At 70.7% G+C, this 16,288-nt stretch carries 17 protein-coding genes; 12 read left to right on the top strand and 5 right to left on the bottom strand.

All coding sequences use genetic code 11. The annotated features are described in order from the left end of the window. Both DDV73_RS04115 and DDV73_RS04110 read left to right on the top strand, forming a co-directional pair. Nucleotides 1–642 (top strand): HNH endonuclease signature motif containing protein (locus DDV73_RS04115; RefSeq protein WP_240617107.1); only part of this gene is annotated, 642 nt, incomplete at its 5' end. 115 nt (nt 643–757) lie between these two features. Continuing rightward, nucleotides 758–1,426: a Type 1 glutamine amidotransferase-like domain-containing protein gene (locus tag DDV73_RS04110; protein ID WP_109505967.1), complete on the top strand. Its 669-nt coding sequence runs from the start codon at nt 758–760 to the stop codon at nt 1,424–1,426. On the opposite strand, the gene DDV73_RS04105 is transcribed toward DDV73_RS04110, so the two are convergent. From DDV73_RS04105 to DDV73_RS04095, 3 genes are read right to left on the bottom strand one after another with little or no spacing between them, the layout of a single operon-like run. Beyond that, nucleotides 1,423–2,442, bottom strand: a complete 1,020-nt coding sequence (locus DDV73_RS04105) for an aminotransferase class V-fold PLP-dependent enzyme (RefSeq protein WP_109505966.1) — start codon at nt 2,440–2,442, stop codon at nt 1,423–1,425. The two genes, DDV73_RS04110 and DDV73_RS04105, sit on opposite strands and share 4 nt — an antisense overlap. Nucleotides 2,443–2,458: 16 nt before the next feature. Beyond that, nucleotides 2,459–3,046, bottom strand: coding sequence for an HAD family hydrolase (locus tag DDV73_RS04100; protein WP_109505965.1), 588 nt, complete (start codon nt 3,044–3,046; stop codon nt 2,459–2,461). A 6-nt stretch (nt 3,047–3,052) separates the two neighbouring features. Then, the gene (locus DDV73_RS04095) at nt 3,053–3,835 is read right to left on the bottom strand and encodes a 3'(2'),5'-bisphosphate nucleotidase CysQ (protein WP_206050701.1); all 783 of its coding nucleotides are present in this window, start codon (nt 3,833–3,835) and stop codon (nt 3,053–3,055) included. Between the two features lie 46 nt (nt 3,836–3,881). Here DDV73_RS04095 and DDV73_RS04090 point away from each other — a divergent pair, with 46 nt between their 5' ends. The 9 genes from DDV73_RS04090 to DDV73_RS04050 all read left to right on the top strand — a co-directional run bounded on the left by DDV73_RS04090 (nt 3,882) and on the right by DDV73_RS04050 (nt 12,742). Then, a complete protein-coding gene (locus DDV73_RS04090) occupies nt 3,882–4,280 on the top strand; it encodes a DUF6153 family protein (protein WP_109505964.1) in 399 nt (132 codons plus the stop codon). A gap of 88 nt (nt 4,281–4,368) precedes the next feature. Then, on the top strand, nt 4,369–4,959 hold the full coding sequence (locus tag DDV73_RS04085) for a DUF305 domain-containing protein (protein ID WP_109505963.1): 591 nt from the start codon (nt 4,369–4,371) through the stop codon (nt 4,957–4,959). A 134-nt stretch (nt 4,960–5,093) separates the two neighbouring features. Continuing rightward, entirely contained in the window at nt 5,094–5,870 is a 777-nt protein-coding gene (locus tag DDV73_RS04080) for a TetR/AcrR family transcriptional regulator (RefSeq protein ID WP_206050700.1), read from the top strand. Between the two features lie 34 nt (nt 5,871–5,904). Beyond that, the gene (locus tag DDV73_RS04075) at nt 5,905–6,543 is read left to right on the top strand and encodes a class I SAM-dependent methyltransferase (protein ID WP_109505962.1); all 639 of its coding nucleotides are present in this window, start codon (nt 5,905–5,907) and stop codon (nt 6,541–6,543) included. 84 nt (nt 6,544–6,627) lie between these two features. Further along, on the top strand, nt 6,628–8,043 hold the full coding sequence (locus DDV73_RS04070; protein ID WP_109505961.1) for an MBL fold metallo-hydrolase: 1,416 nt from the start codon (nt 6,628–6,630) through the stop codon (nt 8,041–8,043). Beyond that, on the top strand, nt 8,040–9,344 hold the full coding sequence (locus DDV73_RS04065) for an MFS transporter (protein ID WP_109505960.1): 1,305 nt from the start codon (nt 8,040–8,042) through the stop codon (nt 9,342–9,344). The genes DDV73_RS04070 and DDV73_RS04065 overlap by 4 nt, the downstream gene beginning before the upstream one ends. Then, nucleotides 9,337–10,002 carry an ArsR/SmtB family transcription factor gene (locus DDV73_RS04060; protein ID WP_109505959.1) on the top strand — a complete coding sequence of 222 codons (666 nt, stop codon included), beginning with the start codon at nt 9,337–9,339 and terminating at the stop codon, nt 10,000–10,002. The genes DDV73_RS04065 and DDV73_RS04060 overlap by 8 nt, the downstream gene beginning before the upstream one ends. Before the next feature lie 13 nt (nt 10,003–10,015). Next, nucleotides 10,016–11,284, top strand: coding sequence for a cysteine desulfurase family protein (locus tag DDV73_RS04055; RefSeq protein WP_206050699.1), 1,269 nt, complete (start codon nt 10,016–10,018; stop codon nt 11,282–11,284). A gap of 294 nt (nt 11,285–11,578) precedes the next feature. Further along, nucleotides 11,579–12,742, top strand: a complete 1,164-nt coding sequence (locus DDV73_RS04050; RefSeq protein ID WP_109505958.1) for a hypothetical protein — start codon at nt 11,579–11,581, stop codon at nt 12,740–12,742. Nucleotides 12,743–12,763: 21 nt separating this feature from the next. On the opposite strand, the gene DDV73_RS04045 is transcribed toward DDV73_RS04050, so the two are convergent. Both DDV73_RS04045 and DDV73_RS04040 read right to left on the bottom strand, forming a co-directional pair. Continuing rightward, nucleotides 12,764–14,017, bottom strand: coding sequence for a PQQ-binding-like beta-propeller repeat protein (locus tag DDV73_RS04045; protein ID WP_109505957.1), 1,254 nt, complete (start codon nt 14,015–14,017; stop codon nt 12,764–12,766). A 59-nt stretch (nt 14,018–14,076) separates the two neighbouring features. After that, the gene (locus DDV73_RS04040) at nt 14,077–15,189 is read right to left on the bottom strand and encodes an NHL repeat-containing protein (protein WP_206050698.1); all 1,113 of its coding nucleotides are present in this window, start codon (nt 15,187–15,189) and stop codon (nt 14,077–14,079) included. Between the two features lie 221 nt (nt 15,190–15,410). Between DDV73_RS04040 and DDV73_RS04035 the strand changes: the two genes are divergently transcribed. Further along, nucleotides 15,411–16,280: a sulfotransferase gene (locus tag DDV73_RS04035; protein ID WP_109505955.1), complete on the top strand. Its 870-nt coding sequence runs from the start codon at nt 15,411–15,413 to the stop codon at nt 16,278–16,280. The last annotated feature ends 8 nt before the right edge of the window (nt 16,281–16,288 follow it).

Here is a 16,288-nt window from a genome sequence, read left to right as displayed (position 1 = left end):
AAGGACCTCGGCTGCCCCGAGACACTCGACGTACGCCGCGCCCTCGCCCTCGGCGACCTGGCCCGCACCCAGCTCGGACTCGACCTCACCACCAGTGAGGCCACCAAGACCCGCCAGGTCGTGCTCCACGTCCACCTCACCGACACCGCGATCAGCGGAGGCGGCACAGACGCGGAGGTGGCACGGCTGGAGGAAGGCGACCGGCTGCTGCTGGCCGACCAGGTCCGCGACTGGTGTCACCGGCCCGACACACAGGTCGTCGTCAAACCGGTGATCGACCTACGTGAGCGGATCGCCACCGCTGCCTACGAGATCCCAGACCGGATCCGCGACCACGTCATCGCCCGCGACCCGACCTGCGTCTTCCCCCACTGCAGCCGCAACGCCCGGTCCTGCGACCTCGACCACATCACGCCGTACGCCCGCGGCGGGCGGACCGCCACCGACAACCTCGCGCCCCTGTGCCGACGCCACCACCGACTGAAGACCCACGCCGGCTGGACCTACCACCGAGACCCCGACGGTACCTACCACTGGACCTCACCCCACAGACTCGCCTACCAACGCGACCACCAAGGCACCGTGCCCCTCGACCCGGCACCGGCACGACCGCGACCGCGACCGCGACCGCCGGACGAGTAGCAGTCCCGCCTCACACCCCGCCACCCACCGGGAGGCGGGGCAACAGCGCATGCTACCGATGAGTTCTTGCCTGCCGGCCGGTCCAGATGTCCATGAGCACTCTTTGGGAGGCATCTTGAAGCTTCTCCTCACCTCAGCCGGCATCAAGAACCCGAGCATCCACGCGGCGCTGGTCGACCTGATCGGCAAGCCGATCGCCGAGGCCACCGCCCTCCTCATCCCGACCGCGAGCTACGGGCATCCCATGGTCAGCCCGGAAGGGCCGTGGCGGTTCATCAGCGGACAGGAGTCCAGAACGCCGATGGCCGAGCTGGGCTGGAAGTCCCTCGGCGTGCTGGAGCTCACCGCGCTGCCCAGCCTCGACCGGGAGCGCTGGGTCGGCTGGGTCGAGGAGGCCGACGTACTGCTGGTCAACGGCGGTGACGCGCTGTACCTGTGTCACTGGATGCGGGAGTCCGGGCTGGCGGACCTGCTGCCGTCGCTGCAGGACAAGGTCTGGGTCGGGCTGAGCGCCGGCAGCATGGTGATGACGCCGAGGATCGGCGACGACTTCGTGCAGTGGCAGCCGCCCAGCGGTGGCGACAGCACGCTGGCCGTCGTCGACTTCGCGATCTTCCCGCACGTCGACCACCCGGACCTGCCGGAGAACACCATGGCCGAGGCCGAGCGCTGGGCGGCCGGCATCGGGATCCCGGCGTACGCGATCGACGACGACACCGCGATCAGGGTCGTCGACGGTGGCGTGGACGTCGTGTCCGAGGGGAGCTGGCGGGAGCTTGCCTAGACGAGGGCGTTCAGGGCCCGCGCGACGTCCGCCTCGGTGTTGTAGAGGTGGAACGACAGGCGGGTGCCGGCACCGCGCTGGGCCGCCACCACCCCGGCGGCCGCCAGCCGCGCGCCCGCGTCGGGCAGCCTGACCGACACGATCGCCGAGCCCTGGGGCGGCAGGCCGAGTCCGGCGAGGAACCCGTCGGCCAGGCCGACGCAGTGTTTCTGTACGGCGGCCCGGTCCAGCCCGGCGAGCAGCGGCAGCGCGACCGCCGCTCCGACGTGGCAGTACCAGGCGGGCGAAGTGTCGTACGCGCGCGCGTTCTTCGCCAGCCGCAGCGGGAGGTCGTAGACGCTGGACCACACGTCGTCCCCGGCGTACCAGCCGGCGTTGTTCGCGACCAGCTCGTAGTCCGGGTGCACCGCCATCCAGGCGACGCCCCGCGGGACCAGCAGCCATTTGTACGCCCCGCCGACGACGACGTCGGCCCAGCCGAGGTCATGGTCGAGCCAGCCCGTCGCCTGGGTCGCGTCGAGCAGGATCCGGGTGCCGTCAGCCTGGGCCGCGCGCAGCGCGTCGAGGTCGGCCAGCCTGCCGTCGGCCGACTGCACCACGCTCACCGCGACCAGGTCGGCATCGGCGGCGCGCTCCGCCAGCTTGTCCAGCTCGACCTCGGTGACGGTCACCCCGCGCCCGGCCTGGGCCGCGAACGGCCAGGTGACGCTGGTGAAGTCGCCGCGGACCACGAGCACCCGCGACCCGCTGGGGAGGCTCGCCGCGACCAGCCCGACCAGCTCGGACACGCTGCCGCCGATGGCCACCCGGTCCTCGGGCACCCCGACCAACCGCGCATATGCGGCCCGGGCCTCGGCGACCGGCTGGTCGTAGTCCGCCGGCCGCCCGGTGCCCGTCCGCCAGTCACGCAGCGAGGCCATGACCGCGTCGGCCACGGGTACGGCGGGGATCCCGATGCTCGCGGTGTTGAGGTACCCGGCCGGGACGTCGAAGTCGTATCCAAAGGCGCTGCGCATGCCCCGAGCCTAGGTATCAGAACAAAGCGCGCAGGACGTCCACGTCGTCGCCGTACTGCCACTGGTGGGCGACCAGGCCGACCTCCCGGGCGGCGGCGACATTGACCGCCAGGTCGTCGACGAAGCCGACCTCGCCCGGCTCGACACCGAGAGTGGCGACGACCTTCCGGAAGTAAGCCGGGTCCGGCTTCGCGGCACCGACCGCGCACGAGTAGAAGGACGAGTCGAAGAGCTTGTCGTACTTGAGCTTCTCCCGCATGTACGCCGCCCGCTCGGGCGGCTGGTTGGTGGCCAGGTGTACGCCGTACCCGCGACCGCGCAGCTCCGCGACCAGGTCGGCGGTGTGCGGCAGCACCTCGATCCGATGCCACACATTGACAAGCAGCTCGAACGCCGAGGCGGGCACCTTGTACTCCGTGACGAGCGCCTTGAGCGCCGGGAAGAACCCCGGCTCATCGCCGCGCATACTCGGCTGCTCGGCCATATTGATCGCGGTCAGGAACTCGTCGGCCCGCTTGCCGCAGTACACCTCGAGCGCCGCGAGCCAGCCCCCGGGCAGCACCTGGAGTACGTCGTCGGCGTCGAGCAAGACGTGGCGCACCATGAGGGATCAGTCGGTTCCGTGCTGCTTGACGAAGGCGACGATCCGCTCGGCCAGCTCGGGACGGCACACGATCAGGTCGGGCAGGTAGACGTCGTCCTGGTTGTAGACCAGCGGCGAGCCGTCGACCCGGGAGGTGAACAGGCCGGCCGCGCGGGCGACGGCGACGGGTGCGGCGGAGTCCCACTCGTACTGGCCGCCGGCGTGCACATAGGCGTCGGTGAGGTCGCGGGCCACCGACATCACCTTCACGCCGGCCGAGCCCATCGGGACCAGCTCGGCGTCCAGCTCCTCGGCGAGCGCCTGGACGAAGGCCGGTGGGCGGCTCCTCGAGACCGCGATCCGCGGCCGCGGTGCGGTCGACGGTGGTACGACGGGCGGAGCGCCGGTGTGGAAGGTCTCGCCCAGCGCGGGCTGCGCAACGGCGCCCGCCACCAGGTCGCCGCCCTGCCAGAGCGCGACGTGCACCGCCCAGTCGTCACGCGGCGGCTCGGAGAACTCGCGGGTCCCGTCCAGCGGGTCGACGATCCAGACCCGGTCCGCTGAGAGTCTGTCGACCTTGTCGCCTGTGTCCTCGGGGCCCTCTTCCGAGAGCACCGCGTCGTCCGGCCGGTGCTCGGCGATCAGCTGCATCAGCAGCTCGTGGGCGGCGCGGTCGCCGGCATCCTTGAGCTCGCGGCCCTCGAGGCCCTCGGTGCGTACCTTCAGCAGCCGCTCCCCCGCGGCTTCGGCCAACCAGGCAGCCAGGGCATGGTCGTCGGACAGGTCGGGAACGGTGTTTTCGGAGCTCACGGCGCCAGCCTCTCATGCACCAGGTCGGCGCCTAGACTGACCGCCGATGCTGACTCCGGTCCCTCGTTCGAGGCTTTGGCTGCTCCTGGGTGCGTTTGCGCTCCTCGGCCTGTTCGCCATGCACGGACTCGGCGGGCACGGGACCCAGCACGGCTCCCAGCATGAACCCTCCTCCGGAGGGCAGCATCACCACGCGGCGTCGCACGCCGGCCCGGCTGGGGTCCAGGACGAGCCGTGGTGCTCGCCAGGGGAATGCGCAGGCGAGCTGATGCTTGTGCTGTGCCTGGCGGTGCTGACCGTGGGCTTGGCCGCGGCGGTGTTCGTCGCCTGCCGGCCGTCGATCGTTGCCGCGGCCGATCGGCTCGCCGCGGTGACCACGCTGGCGCGGTCCGCGCGAGAGCGCGACCCGCCCTGTCTGTTCGCCCTGTCGGTCCAACGCTGCTGAGCGGCCACCCCGCCTCGGAACGGCCCACCGGCCGAACCGGGCTTCGGCACGCCCAGACCACGACCATCAAGACAGGACACCACTCACGATGAAGAAGCTCACAGCGCTGCTGCTCGGACTGACCACCGCTCTCGCCCTGGCCGGATGCGGCAACGACAAGGAGAACGGCTCCGATATCCCGGACAGCGAAGAGTTCAACCAGGCCGACGTCGACTTCGCCACCGCCATGATCCCGCACCACGCGCAGGCACTGGTGATGGTCGACCTCACCGAGGGCCGGGACCTCTCCCCGGACGTCGACCGCTTGGCAGAGCAGATCCTCACCGCTCAGACCCCCGAGATCGAAACCATGGCCGGCTGGCTCACCGAGTGGGACCAGCCGATCCCCGAGACCGCCCGCGACCACGAGAACGCCCATGGCGACGGAGACTCGGACCTGCCCACCGACATGCCGGGGATGATGAGCGGCGAGGAGCTGGCGGAGCTCGAGGCGGCCGCTGACGAGGAGTTCGAGCCCCTGTGGCTGGAGATGATGATCGAGCACCACCAGGGCGCCATCGACATGGCCAAGACCGAGCGAGCGGACGGCGAGTACCAGCCGACCCTCGAGCTGGCGGCCACCATCGAGACCACGCAGCAGGACGAAATCGACCTCATGGAACGGCTGCTGGGCTCCTAAGGACGGGCATCACCGCGCCAGCACGTCGTGCGAGCGCGCCCGGCGTCGGCCGGGCGCGCTCCTGTCACTTCAGGCAGGCGCCTGCACAGCGGCCACCATTGACTGACTGAGTCAGTCAGTTATAGATTAGAGGCGTGAGCAGACAGATTCCGTCGGATCGGTTCGCGGCGCTGGTCGAGGCGGGCACGGCGACGTTCGTGGCGCACGGCTATCGCCGGACGCAGATGCAGGACGTCGCCGACGCGATGGGAGTTGCGAAGGGCACGGTCTACGCAGCGGTGGCGAGTAAGGACGCGCTGTTGCTTGCCTGCTTGAGGTACGCCGACGGGTTCGAACCGGCACCCGCATCGGATAGCTGGCCGCTCCCCCACCCCGGGGCTGGCGACTTCGCCGCCCTGGTGTCCGAGCGCCTCAGCGAGGTGGCCGAGCTCGCGATCCACCATCTGACACCAGCGGCTGACGGCTCGGCGACGGCCTCGGCAGCAGCGGAGCTTGAGCTGGTCGTCACCGACCTGATGCGCCGTCTCGGCCGGCACCAGCGGGCGATCAAGGTCGTCGACCGGTGCGCGCCGGAGATCCCCGAGCTCGCCGAGCTTTGGTTCGGTGAGGGGCGGGCCGATCTGGTGAACCGGTTGCGCGACCACCTGGCCGCGCGCGCCGAGCAGGGGCTGGTCAGGCTTACCGCCGACCCGACGCGGTTTCCGGGGCGCTGGGACGTGGTGGCCCGCACGATCGTGGAGACCTGCGTGCTGTGGGCGGTGCACCTGCACTGGGACCCCGCCCCGGCGGCCTTCCGCACCACCCGACCCGACGACGAGATCGCCGCGGTCCTCGCAGCACTGTTCAGCACGGGCCTCGTCCCCGACGGCTCTCCAACCCGACCAGCACCCCTGAGGCCACCACGGCTATGACCACGACATCTCAGGCCACCACTAGGAGCGCACCATGGCACGTCAATGCAGCGTCGACCGACGACCCGGACCCTTCGGACGCACGGTGTCCGCCCAAGCAGCACGACCCCATGGCCTCATCGGATGGGCACTCGGCCACCTGTGGGTGCACGAGACCGCCGCGATCAACGACCGGGTGATCGCCCTGCTCGAGCCGGCCGCCGGTGAGCAGGTGCTGGAGCTGGGATGCGGTCCCGGCCGAACTGCAGCCGAGATCGCCCGGCACGGCGCCCAGGTCACCGGCCTCGACCCCTCACCCGCGATGATCGCCGCAGCTGGTCGCCGCAACCGCGCTGCGATCGATGCCGGGACGGTCCGGCTGCTCATCGGGGACGCCGGCGCCGTGCCGGCACCGGACGCGTCGTACCAGGCCGCCCTCGCCGTGCACACCATCTACTTCTGGCCCGACCTCGACGCAGGACTACGCGAAGTCCACCGCGTCCTGCTGCCCGGCGGCCGGCTCGCGATCGGCTTTCGCCCCGCCGAACACGGGCGGCCGCGACGACTAGACCCGAAGATCTACAAGATCCCTACCACCAACCAGCTGATCAAGGCGCTGGGCGCCGCCGGCTTCGCCGAGCCGATCGTCCACGAGGTGGGGTCCGCTGCGATCGTCGTGGCGACCCGCCCCTGAACCGGCCGGCGACCCTGACGCCTTCCGACTGAGACCCGTGCGACCATCGTTCCATTATTCTATGGAATGACGTAGTGTCCTGTTGTGCGCGATTCCAGGACTACGACACGAGACTCGACAGCGGGCCTCGATGTGGTCTCGTTGGTCGACGAGGGGCTGGGCAACTCCGCCTACCTGGTCGACCTCGGCGATGGCCGGGCGCTGGCGGTGGATGCCAGCCTGGATCTGCGGGCGCTTCGCGCGGCGGCGGGCCGACGCGGGTTGCGTGTTGTGTACGGCGCGGATACCCACCTGCACGCCGACTTCCTCAGCGGCGCGCTCCGGCTCGCGGCTGAGGACGGCGCGACCGTCCTGGCCTCCAGAGCCGGTAACCGCGAGTTCCCCCACAGCGGGATTGTCGACGGCGACGAGGTCGACCTGGGCGGACTGACACTGCGGGCGCTGGCGACCCCGGGACACACTCATGAGCACCTCGCATTCGAGGTGGTCGACGGGTCGCGGGTGCTCGGCGTGTTCACCGGCGGGTCACTCCTGGTCGGCTCCGCGGCCCGCACCGACCTGGTCTCACCGGAGCGGACCGAGGAGCTGGCACGGGCGCAGTACCGGTCATTGCAGCGGCTGGCACGGCTCGACGACGAGGTCGCGGTCTGGCCCACCCACGGGGCGGGCTCGTTCTGCTCCGCGCCGCCCGGGACCGAGCGCACCTCCACGATCGGCACCGAACGCGCCACCAACACCCTGCTCCGCGCCGAGAACGAGGACGCGTTCGTGGCCCAGCTGCTGGCCTCGCTGGGCAGCTTCCCGCCGTCCTTCCTGCGGCTCGGGGAGATCAACCGCCGCGGTCCCGCGCCGGTCTCGGGGGACACCCTGCATGCTCTGTCGGTCGGTGAGGTGGCCAGGCTGGCCGCCGAGGGCGCGCAGCTGGTCGACGTGCGACCAGTGCCCGACTTCGCCGCCGGCCACGTCCCAGGCTCGCTGTCGATCCCGCTGCGTCCGGTGTTCGCCACCTGGCTGGGATGGTTGGCCGAGGTCGACCGACCGATCGTGATCGTGCGCAAACTCGACCAGGACCCCGCCGAGATCGTGTGGCAGGCCCGCAAGGTCGGCTACGACCAGATCGACAACCAAATCGTCGGGGAGCTCGACGGCGGTCTGGCCTCGTGGACCGAAGCGGCGATGCCGACCGGGTCGATTCCGCTCGTACCAGCCGAAAGCCTCCAGGAGGCTAGGGAGGGCTCGGCCGTACTCGACATCCGCCAGGACAGCGAGTTCGCCGCCGGCCATGTTCCCGGCGCCGTACACGTCGAGCTCGGCGACCTCGCCGTCAGTACTACCGCGGTGCCGTCGCGGCCAACTGTGGTCATGTGCGGGCACGGCGAACGTGCGATGAGTGCGGCCAGCCTGCTCGCTCGCGCCGGCCACCGGGAGGTCGCGGTCCTCGAAGGCGGGCCAGCGGACTGGGCAGCGACGACCGGGCAGCGGTTGGAGACCGGCGCATGAACCGGACCCGACCGGCGACCCGGCCGGTGTCGCTGGGGCTGCGGGCGAACGCCGCCCAGTTCACCCTCCTGGTCGCCATCAACGCACTGGTCGGCGGCATGGTCGGGCAGCAACAGACCGTCTTGCCGCTGCTCGCCGAGGACGAGTTCGGCCTGACCGGCTACACCTTCATCTTCACCTACGTGGTCGCCTTCGGTATCACCAAGGCGGCAGCCAACTACTTCGCCGGAACATGGTCGGACCGCTACGGCCGCAAACCGGTGCTGATTGCCGGCTGGCTGTTCGCGGTTCCGGTGCCGTTGATGCTGATCTGGGCGCCCAACTGGGGCTGGGTGGTGGCCGCCAACGTGCTGCTCGGGATCAACCAGGGCCTGACCTGGTCCACGACCGTGATCATGAAGATCGACTTGGTTGGACCGAGGCAGCGAGGCCTGGCGATGGGACTCAACGAGGCTGCCGGGTACGGCGCTGTCGCGCTGACCTCACTCGCCGCGGGCTACCTCGCCGCCGAGCACGGACTGCGCCCCGCGCCGTTCCTGCTCGGCCTGTCCTACACCGCGCTGGCCCTGGGCCTGTCGACGCTGGCGGTACGGGAGACGCGCGGCCACGCCCACGCCGAGGCCGCCAACCACGTGGCCCGCCTCGACGGCCGGCACGACCATCTCCACGGTGAACTCAGCAACCGCGAGGTCTTCACCCAGACCAGCCTCCGCGAACCCGCCCTGTCCTCGGCGAGCCAGGCCGGGCTGGTCAACAACCTCAACTTCGGGCTCTCCTGGGGCCTGTTCCCGCTGCTGTTCGCGAGCTCGGGACTGTCCGTCGGGCGGATCGGGGTGCTGTTCGCGCTCTACCCCGCGGTGTGGGGCGTGGGACAGCTGTTCACCGGGGCCGCATCGGACCGGTGGGGCCGCAAGCACCTGATCACCGCCGGGATGCTCACCCAAGCCAGCGGCCTGGCCGTCATCGCATCGGCCGACACCTTCGCACCCTGGGCCGTCGGCACGATCCTGCTCGGTGCCGGCACCTCGATGGTCTACCCGACCCTGCTCGCCGCGATCGGCGACGTCGCACATCCCGCGTGGCGGGGCCGCGCGGTCGGGATCTACCGGGTATGGCGAGACCTCGGCTACGCCGTCGGCGCCCTGATGGGCGGCGTGGTCGCGGACCTGTGGGGGCTGCGGGCAGCGGTCTGGGCGGCAGCCGCGATCACCCTCGCCTCGGCGCTGGTCGTCGCCGTCAGGATGTACGAGACCCACCAACCCGCAGACACCGCCAGAACCCAGGAGACCAGCAATGGGTGACCGTGTCGCCAAAGACGCCCTGTTCGAGGAGTTCGCCGCCGTCGGGAAGGCGATCGGCAACCCCAAGCGGCTCGAGCTGCTCGACCTGCTCGCCCAAGGACCCCGCAGCGTCGACGACCTCGCCTCGGCAGCCGATCTCGGAGTAAGCACCTGCTCGGCCCACCTGCAGACGCTCCGCGAAGCCGGGTTGGTCCAGACCCGGCGCGAAGGACGCCGGATCTACTACTCCCTGGCCAGCAACGATGTCGCCGGCCTGTGGGACCACCTACGCCAGGTCGCGCAGCGACACCGCCCCCACACCGAACTCGCCCGACAGACCTACCTCGGCCCCGAGGACACCGCCGCCGTCGACACCACCGAGCTGCTCCGCCGTCTCGAGACCGGCGACACCGTGATCCTCGACGTCCGACCCGAGCCGGAGTACGCCGGGGGCCACCTGCCCGGCGCCATCCACATCCCCCTCGAGCAGCTCGCCGAGCGGTTGAAAGAACTCCCGCACGACAAGGAGATCGTCGCTTACTGCCGCGGCCGCTACTGCGTCCTGGCCCACGACGCCGTCCGCCTGCTGAACGCCAACGGCCTCACCGCCAGGCGAGCCGCCGACGGCGTCCTCGAGTGGCGGGTCGCCGGCATCCCCGTCCAGCCTGGCGCCGCCTGACATGGCTCCCGACATGGCTCCCGACATGGCTCCCGAGGCCGGATCGAGGCCCTCTGGGCTCAGGAATGGGCCCATCTTCCTCGACTACAACGCCACCACACCGGTCGACCCACGGGTCATCGCGGCCGCGCTGCCCTACCTGACCGAGCACTTCGGCAACCCATCGAGCACCCACTACTACGGCCACACCCCCCGGCAGGCGATCCGGCAAGCCCGCCGCGAGGTCGCAGACCTGCTCGGCGCCCAGACCGACGAGATCGTGTTCACCGCCGGCGGATCCGACTCCGACACCCTGGCCATCCGAGGCGCGGCCCTGGCCAACCGCGACGCCAACCGCGACCGCGGCGACCACGTCATCACCCAGGCCACCGAACACCCCGCCGTACTCGAAGCGTGTCGCAGCCTCCAATCCGACGGGTTCCGGGTCACCATCCTCCCGGTGGACCACCACGGTCAGGTCGACCCAGCCGACCTCGAACAGGCCATCACCGGCGACACCACCCTGGTCAGCATCATGCTCGCCAACGCCGAAACCGGGACCCTGCAACCCATCAGCCGGCTCGCCCGGATCGCCCACGCCCACGGCGCGCTCTTCCACACCGACGCCGCCCAGGCCGCCGGCAAGATCCCGATCGACATGACCGAGCTCGGCGTGGACCTCCTCACCGTGGTCGGACACAAGATGTACGCACCCAAGGGCGTCGGCGCGCTCTACGTGCGGGCCGGCACCCGGCTCCAACCCACCATCCACGGCGGCGGCCAGGAACAGGGACTGCGTGCCGGAACTGAGAACGTCGCGCTGATCGCGGCGTTCGGCGCTGCCAGTCGTATCGCGGCTGACTCGCTGCCCCAGAGCGCCCACCAGCTCCTGGAGCTGCGCGACCGCCTCCACCGTCAGCTCACCGAACTCCTCCCCGACCGGGTCAGCCTCAACGGCCACCCCGAGCATCGGCTCCCCGGCACCCTCAACGTCTCCATCAGCAACACCCGTGGCGCAGACGTGCTGGCTGCGGCACCCGGCATCGCGGCCGCCACCGGATCGGCCTGCCACGAAGGCACCGACGAGCCCTCACCCGTACTGACCGCCATGGGCCAGCCTCCCGACCATGCCCTCGCAGCACTGCGCCTGTCCTTCGGCCGATGGACCACCGCCAGCGAGGTCGACCAGGCGGCCCAGCTGATCGCCGACGGTGTCGCGCACCTGGCGTCGCGGAGTCAACCGCAGTCCCCTCGACTACGCCATGTGCAGGGCACTTTGGGCAGATGTGCAGACGACTTCTAGATCTGACAGCTCCCGGCGCCACCCACCTGGGCCACGGGCACCCCAGGAACCGGGACAAACTACCCCAGGGACCTGGAGGCGGAACCTACTCTGGAGCAGCCCAGACCGACACCACGGGGGATCAAAGTCGCATGTGGCCACCGAGACGATCACCACCATCGCGCTGGACGCGCGCTGGAGGGCGTTGACGACCAGGTCGAGTGCCTCGACGATGGCACCTTACTTTCGGGCTCCCTAGGGAGGACGAGTCCGGCATCACCGACGTCTGGTCCGCACATCAGGAGAGGGAGCCTCATGACGAACGAGACCACTGCCCGGCTCGAAGCATTCGAGCCCATCGGGGACACCGGCGTCCTGGTACGCCGGATGCTGGCGCTGGCCCTGCGCGGCCTCGCCGCGGCGTACGACCCCAAGACGGGGTCGTTCGCGCAGACCGTGCGCGGCGTAACCGGACCGGACGGCGTGCAGATCCGGGCGGAGGGCCGCAACCTGCGGTACACCGCGATCGCCGCGCTCGGCCTGAGCAAGCTGCCGATCGACGTCCAGCGCGACGTACTGCACGACCGCACCGCCGCCGAGATCGCATCGATCGCGAGCGAGAACGCGGTCGATGAGAAGGACCCGGGGGCGATCGCGCTGGCCGCCTGGGCGGACGCCGAGATCAACGACGTCTTCCCGGACAAGCTGTTCATGCAGCTGCGGACGATGCTCAAGGACGGCCGGCCGCTGCCGACCGTCGACACCGCCTGGATGGCCACCGCCGCGGTCGCGGCGGCGGAGCTCGGCAACACCGACACGGTGCTCGATGAGGCACTCGCGCTGCTGCTGCGCTACCAGGGCGGGCGCGGGATCTTCCCGCACCACCTCCCCCCGAACGAGCAGCCCCGGTGGCGCGCCCACGTCGGCTCCTTCGCCGACCAGGCCTACCCGATCCAGGCTCTCGCCCGGGCGGCGGTGCTCAAGAGCGACGGCTCCCTGCTGGCCGCCGCCAACCGCACCGCCGCCCGGATCTGCGAGCTCCAGGGCGACCACGGCCAGTGGTGGTGGCACTACGACTCCCGCGACGGCTCGGTCGTGGAGGGCTTCCCGGTCTACAGCGTCCACCAGCACGCGACGGCGCCGATGGTGCTGTTCGACCTGCTGGAGGCCGGCGGCGACGACCGCGTCGACGAGATCGCGCTCGGCGTGCGCTGGCTGGAGACCCACCCGGAGGCGGTCGAGGAGCTGATCTCCGACCGCTGGGGGCTGATCTGGCGCAAGATCGGCCGGCACGAGCCGCCCAAGGCTGCCCGGGCGCTCGGTGCGGTGAGTACGGCGGTGCGCGCCGGCGCGCAGCTGCCGGGGCTCGACCGGGCGCTGCCGCCCGGCAAGGTCGACCACGAGTGCCGCCCGTACGAGCTGGGCTGGCTGCTCTACGCCTGGGACAGTCAGCTCGCGCCGGATCGGCGTCAGTTCTGAGCCTGGATCCGGGCTGAGGGCTCAGCCGACCGCGAAGGCCGCGAGCTTCGGCGTCAAGAGCCCGTCGACCTGGTCGAACGAGCCGGTGACGTACAGCCGCCGCAGCACGGGGACGTAGACCGCGCCGATGATGCCCCTGTTGCGACCGTCCCGCCCAGGCCCGTAACCGGTGAAGTCGGGGTCGGGCTGCCAGGCCGCCTGCAGGCCGCTGCCGGCATGCAGGAACGCACCCATCGCGCCCCAGTTGTGGGTGCGTGCCAGCGGGTTGGCACGGTGGAAGCCCACGAAGACCATCCGACCCACGATCACGCAGACCTGGCCGTCGCCGTCGATCAGTCGCACCCAGACGTTCCGGCCGCTCCACATGCCGACCGAGCGGACCCGGTTGGAGATGCCGCCTTCGCACGCCACGATCCGGCCACGCTCGCGGTCGTGGGCGAGCGCGAGCGGGTTGGCACCGCTGTACCTCGCGGTCGGGTCCTTCGGGTCGTACGGCGTGCGGCAGGAGGCCCGGTTGGCCTTCGAGCCCTGCGGCTGCAAGCCGGTCGGCGCGCCGGTGCTGGCCTTGAGCTTGGCCAGGCCGCGGGCCCGGATCGGTCTGGCCCCTGGACGGATGATCGTGTTGAAGAAGCCGCCGGCGTACACGAAGCGGTCGGCCTGGACGAGCGCTCGGACCCCGCAGTCGAAAGACCGGCTCCACGCCACCGCGCCGGTGGTCTTGTCGACGCGGGCCACCTTGGCCCCGCCGGCAACGAAGACCGCGCCGTTGCCGGACACGATGCTGCGGACCTCGGCGCCGTTGAACTGTCCAGCGGGCACCGTCCAGCGGAGCAGTCGGAAGCTCGTGGCATCAACCGCGGCGGTACCCGGCCGCCGTTGGCCGTGGAAGCGGTGGAACGACCCACCGAAGTAGATCCGCCCGTGCGCGCAATGGCTGGTCTGCACCCAGCCATCGACCTCGCGCGGCGCCCAGATGAAGGCGCCGGTACGGGCGTTGGTCACCACGACGCGGCGAGCAGGACGGGAGGTGCCCGACGGCCCGACGTACGCCGTGAAGTCACCGGTGGTGACCAGCAGCGGCCGGCCGGCCACCCGGCATGTGGTCTGCGAGCTGCCGTTGCGGCCGACCAGTTTGCCCAGCCCACGGACCGCTTCGTCGCTGACCGGCGCCGTGCCGACGGTCGGCGGCGGCTCGGCCGCAGCAGGCGTCAGCGTCGTCGCCAGTACGACGACTGCCCCGGCTGCCACGCACCGGCGTGCGATGTCTCTCCACATGACTTCCCCCAGCAAACCCAAACTCATGCCATGGTCGCACGGCTCTCGCCGGGCCGCTGCTAGAACAGGAAGCGCGCGTACCCACGGCGGGAGATGCCGCTTACCGCACTGAAGCCACCGCCGATGGACAATGCGGGCGCCGCCTCCGGGCTGAGCGGTGTCCGAGTCAGGCCAAGGGTCCAGACGCCGTACCACCCGTTCACGGGCGGGGCCCAGCCGGTGATCTGGCCGGTCGACGTCACGAGCGAGGCGACCTGGACCCGCTTCAGGTGAGCCTTGGAGATGCTGGTGAAGTGACCGCCGACGTAGACCTCGTCGTCCAGCGCGAGGATGCCCTGCACCTCGCCGCTGCTTTGGATGACGTACTCGGGGACGCTGTCGGAGCCAGTGTCGTAGGCCCACAGCCGGTTGTTTGACGTGGAGGCGAAGAGCCGGCCACTGGGTGTCACGTCCAGCGCGATCGTGACCCCACCTTCGGTGGGGGCGAACGAGGTGAGGGCCGCGGTGGTCGCGACGACCTCGGCGATCCCCTTGCGGCTCACACCGTTCAGCGCGGTGAACGAACCGCCGGCGTACACCCTCGAGCCGTCGTCGGACACGGTCAGGGCGATCAGGTTGCCGTTCGGCCTCGGCACGAAGGTCGACACCGCCGCGCCCGTCGTCTGGCTGACCGCGGCGAGCTTCGGGAACGCCCGCCCGGCGACGGAGTTGAAGTTGCCGCCGACGTACAGCCGGTCGCCGTTGTCGACCGCGATCGCGCGGACCTTATCGCTGGCGGTGCCGGTCCACCCGGCGACGAGCGCACCGGTGTCCGGGGTGACCGCGGCGAGCCGGGCCTTGGCCTGGCCGCCAACGGTGGTGAAGGTGCCGCCGAGGAAGATCTTGGTGCCGTCGTTGGACGCGGCCATCGCGTAGACCACGCCGTCGGTCTCCGGCTTCCACGTCGGGTCTAGGGTGCCGTCGCCGCGGATCGCTGCGACGTTCGCACGCGGCGCGCCCGACACGGACTTGAAGGAGCCGCCAATGTAGGTGCGGTCACCCACCTGGGTCAGCGCGTAGACGACGCCGACGACGTCGCATGCCCCGGTGGCGGGATTGAGGACCACGCAGTCGACCTTCGCGGTCGGCGCCGGCGTGGTCGACGGACTCGCCACCACGGGTGCGGCGGTCACGACCAGTGCCGCAACGGCGCCGAAGATTGCTACTGCGGTCGCTCCGGACCGCCTCAAGACTCGCGACATCGTCGCCCCACTTCCAACCAAATGGACCCAACCCAAAGTCGCCGCCCCCACGCGGCGTCCCCAACCGAAAGAATCTAACTCCCAGCCCGGCCCGCGGTCCTCGAAATGAGGAATATCGCGGGCCAGCGCGTTCCTCCGGGTAATCTGCCCGGGTGCTGCGCCAGATCCTGAAGACGGTCACCCGAGCCTTCGGCGTGGCCACCGCGGGCCTGCGGCCACCGCCCGACTTCCTGATCATCGGCGCCAAGCGGGGCGGGACCACCAGCTTCTACTACGACCTGCTCGCTCACCATCAGGTCGTCCGGCTGTTCCCGCCGCCGGTTCCGGGCCTGAAGGCAGACCCCACCAAGGGCATTCACTACTTCGACTCGAACTATCCACGCGGCCGCCGCTGGTACCGCTCGTACCTGCCCACCTCCGCGGCGAGGCGCCTCACCGAGCGCAGGAAAGGCGCGCCGGCGGTCGCGGGCGAGGCGTCGCCGTACTACCTGTTCCATCCGATGGCCGCCGAGCGGGCGCACGAAGAGGTGCCCGGCGCGAAGATCATCGTGCTGCTCCGCGATCCGGTGCTGCGGACCTACAGCCACTGGAAGGAGCGCCGCCGTTCCGGCGCGGAGGAGCTGGACTTCGCCGCTGCACTCGCGGCTGAGCCCGACCGGCTGCGCGGCGAGTGTGAACGACTGGCGGCCGACGCGGCGTACAACAGCTACGCGTGGGAGCAGCAGAGCTACGCGACCCAGAGCGAGTACGCCGCCCCGCTCGCCGCCTGGGTCAACCGGTTCGGGCGAGACCAGGTGCTGGTGCTGGCCAGCGAGGACTACTACGCCGACCCGGTCACCGTCCTCCGTCGCGCCGACGAGTTCCTCGGTCTCCCACCCCGCGAAGCTTCGACCGGCAAGGTCCGCAACGCAGCGGCGGGCGACGAGCTGGATCCAGACCTGCGAACGATGCTCGAGGACCGCTTCCGCGAGCCCAACCGCGCGCTGGTGCGGCTCATCGGCCACGACCTGCCATGGACCTAGGACCCGCC

Source organism: Nocardioides speluncae (assembly GCF_003121585.1).
GTDB lineage: Bacteria > Actinomycetota > Actinomycetes > Propionibacteriales > Nocardioidaceae > Nocardioides > Nocardioides speluncae.
This window is presented reverse-complemented; position numbering and strand designations above follow the sequence as displayed.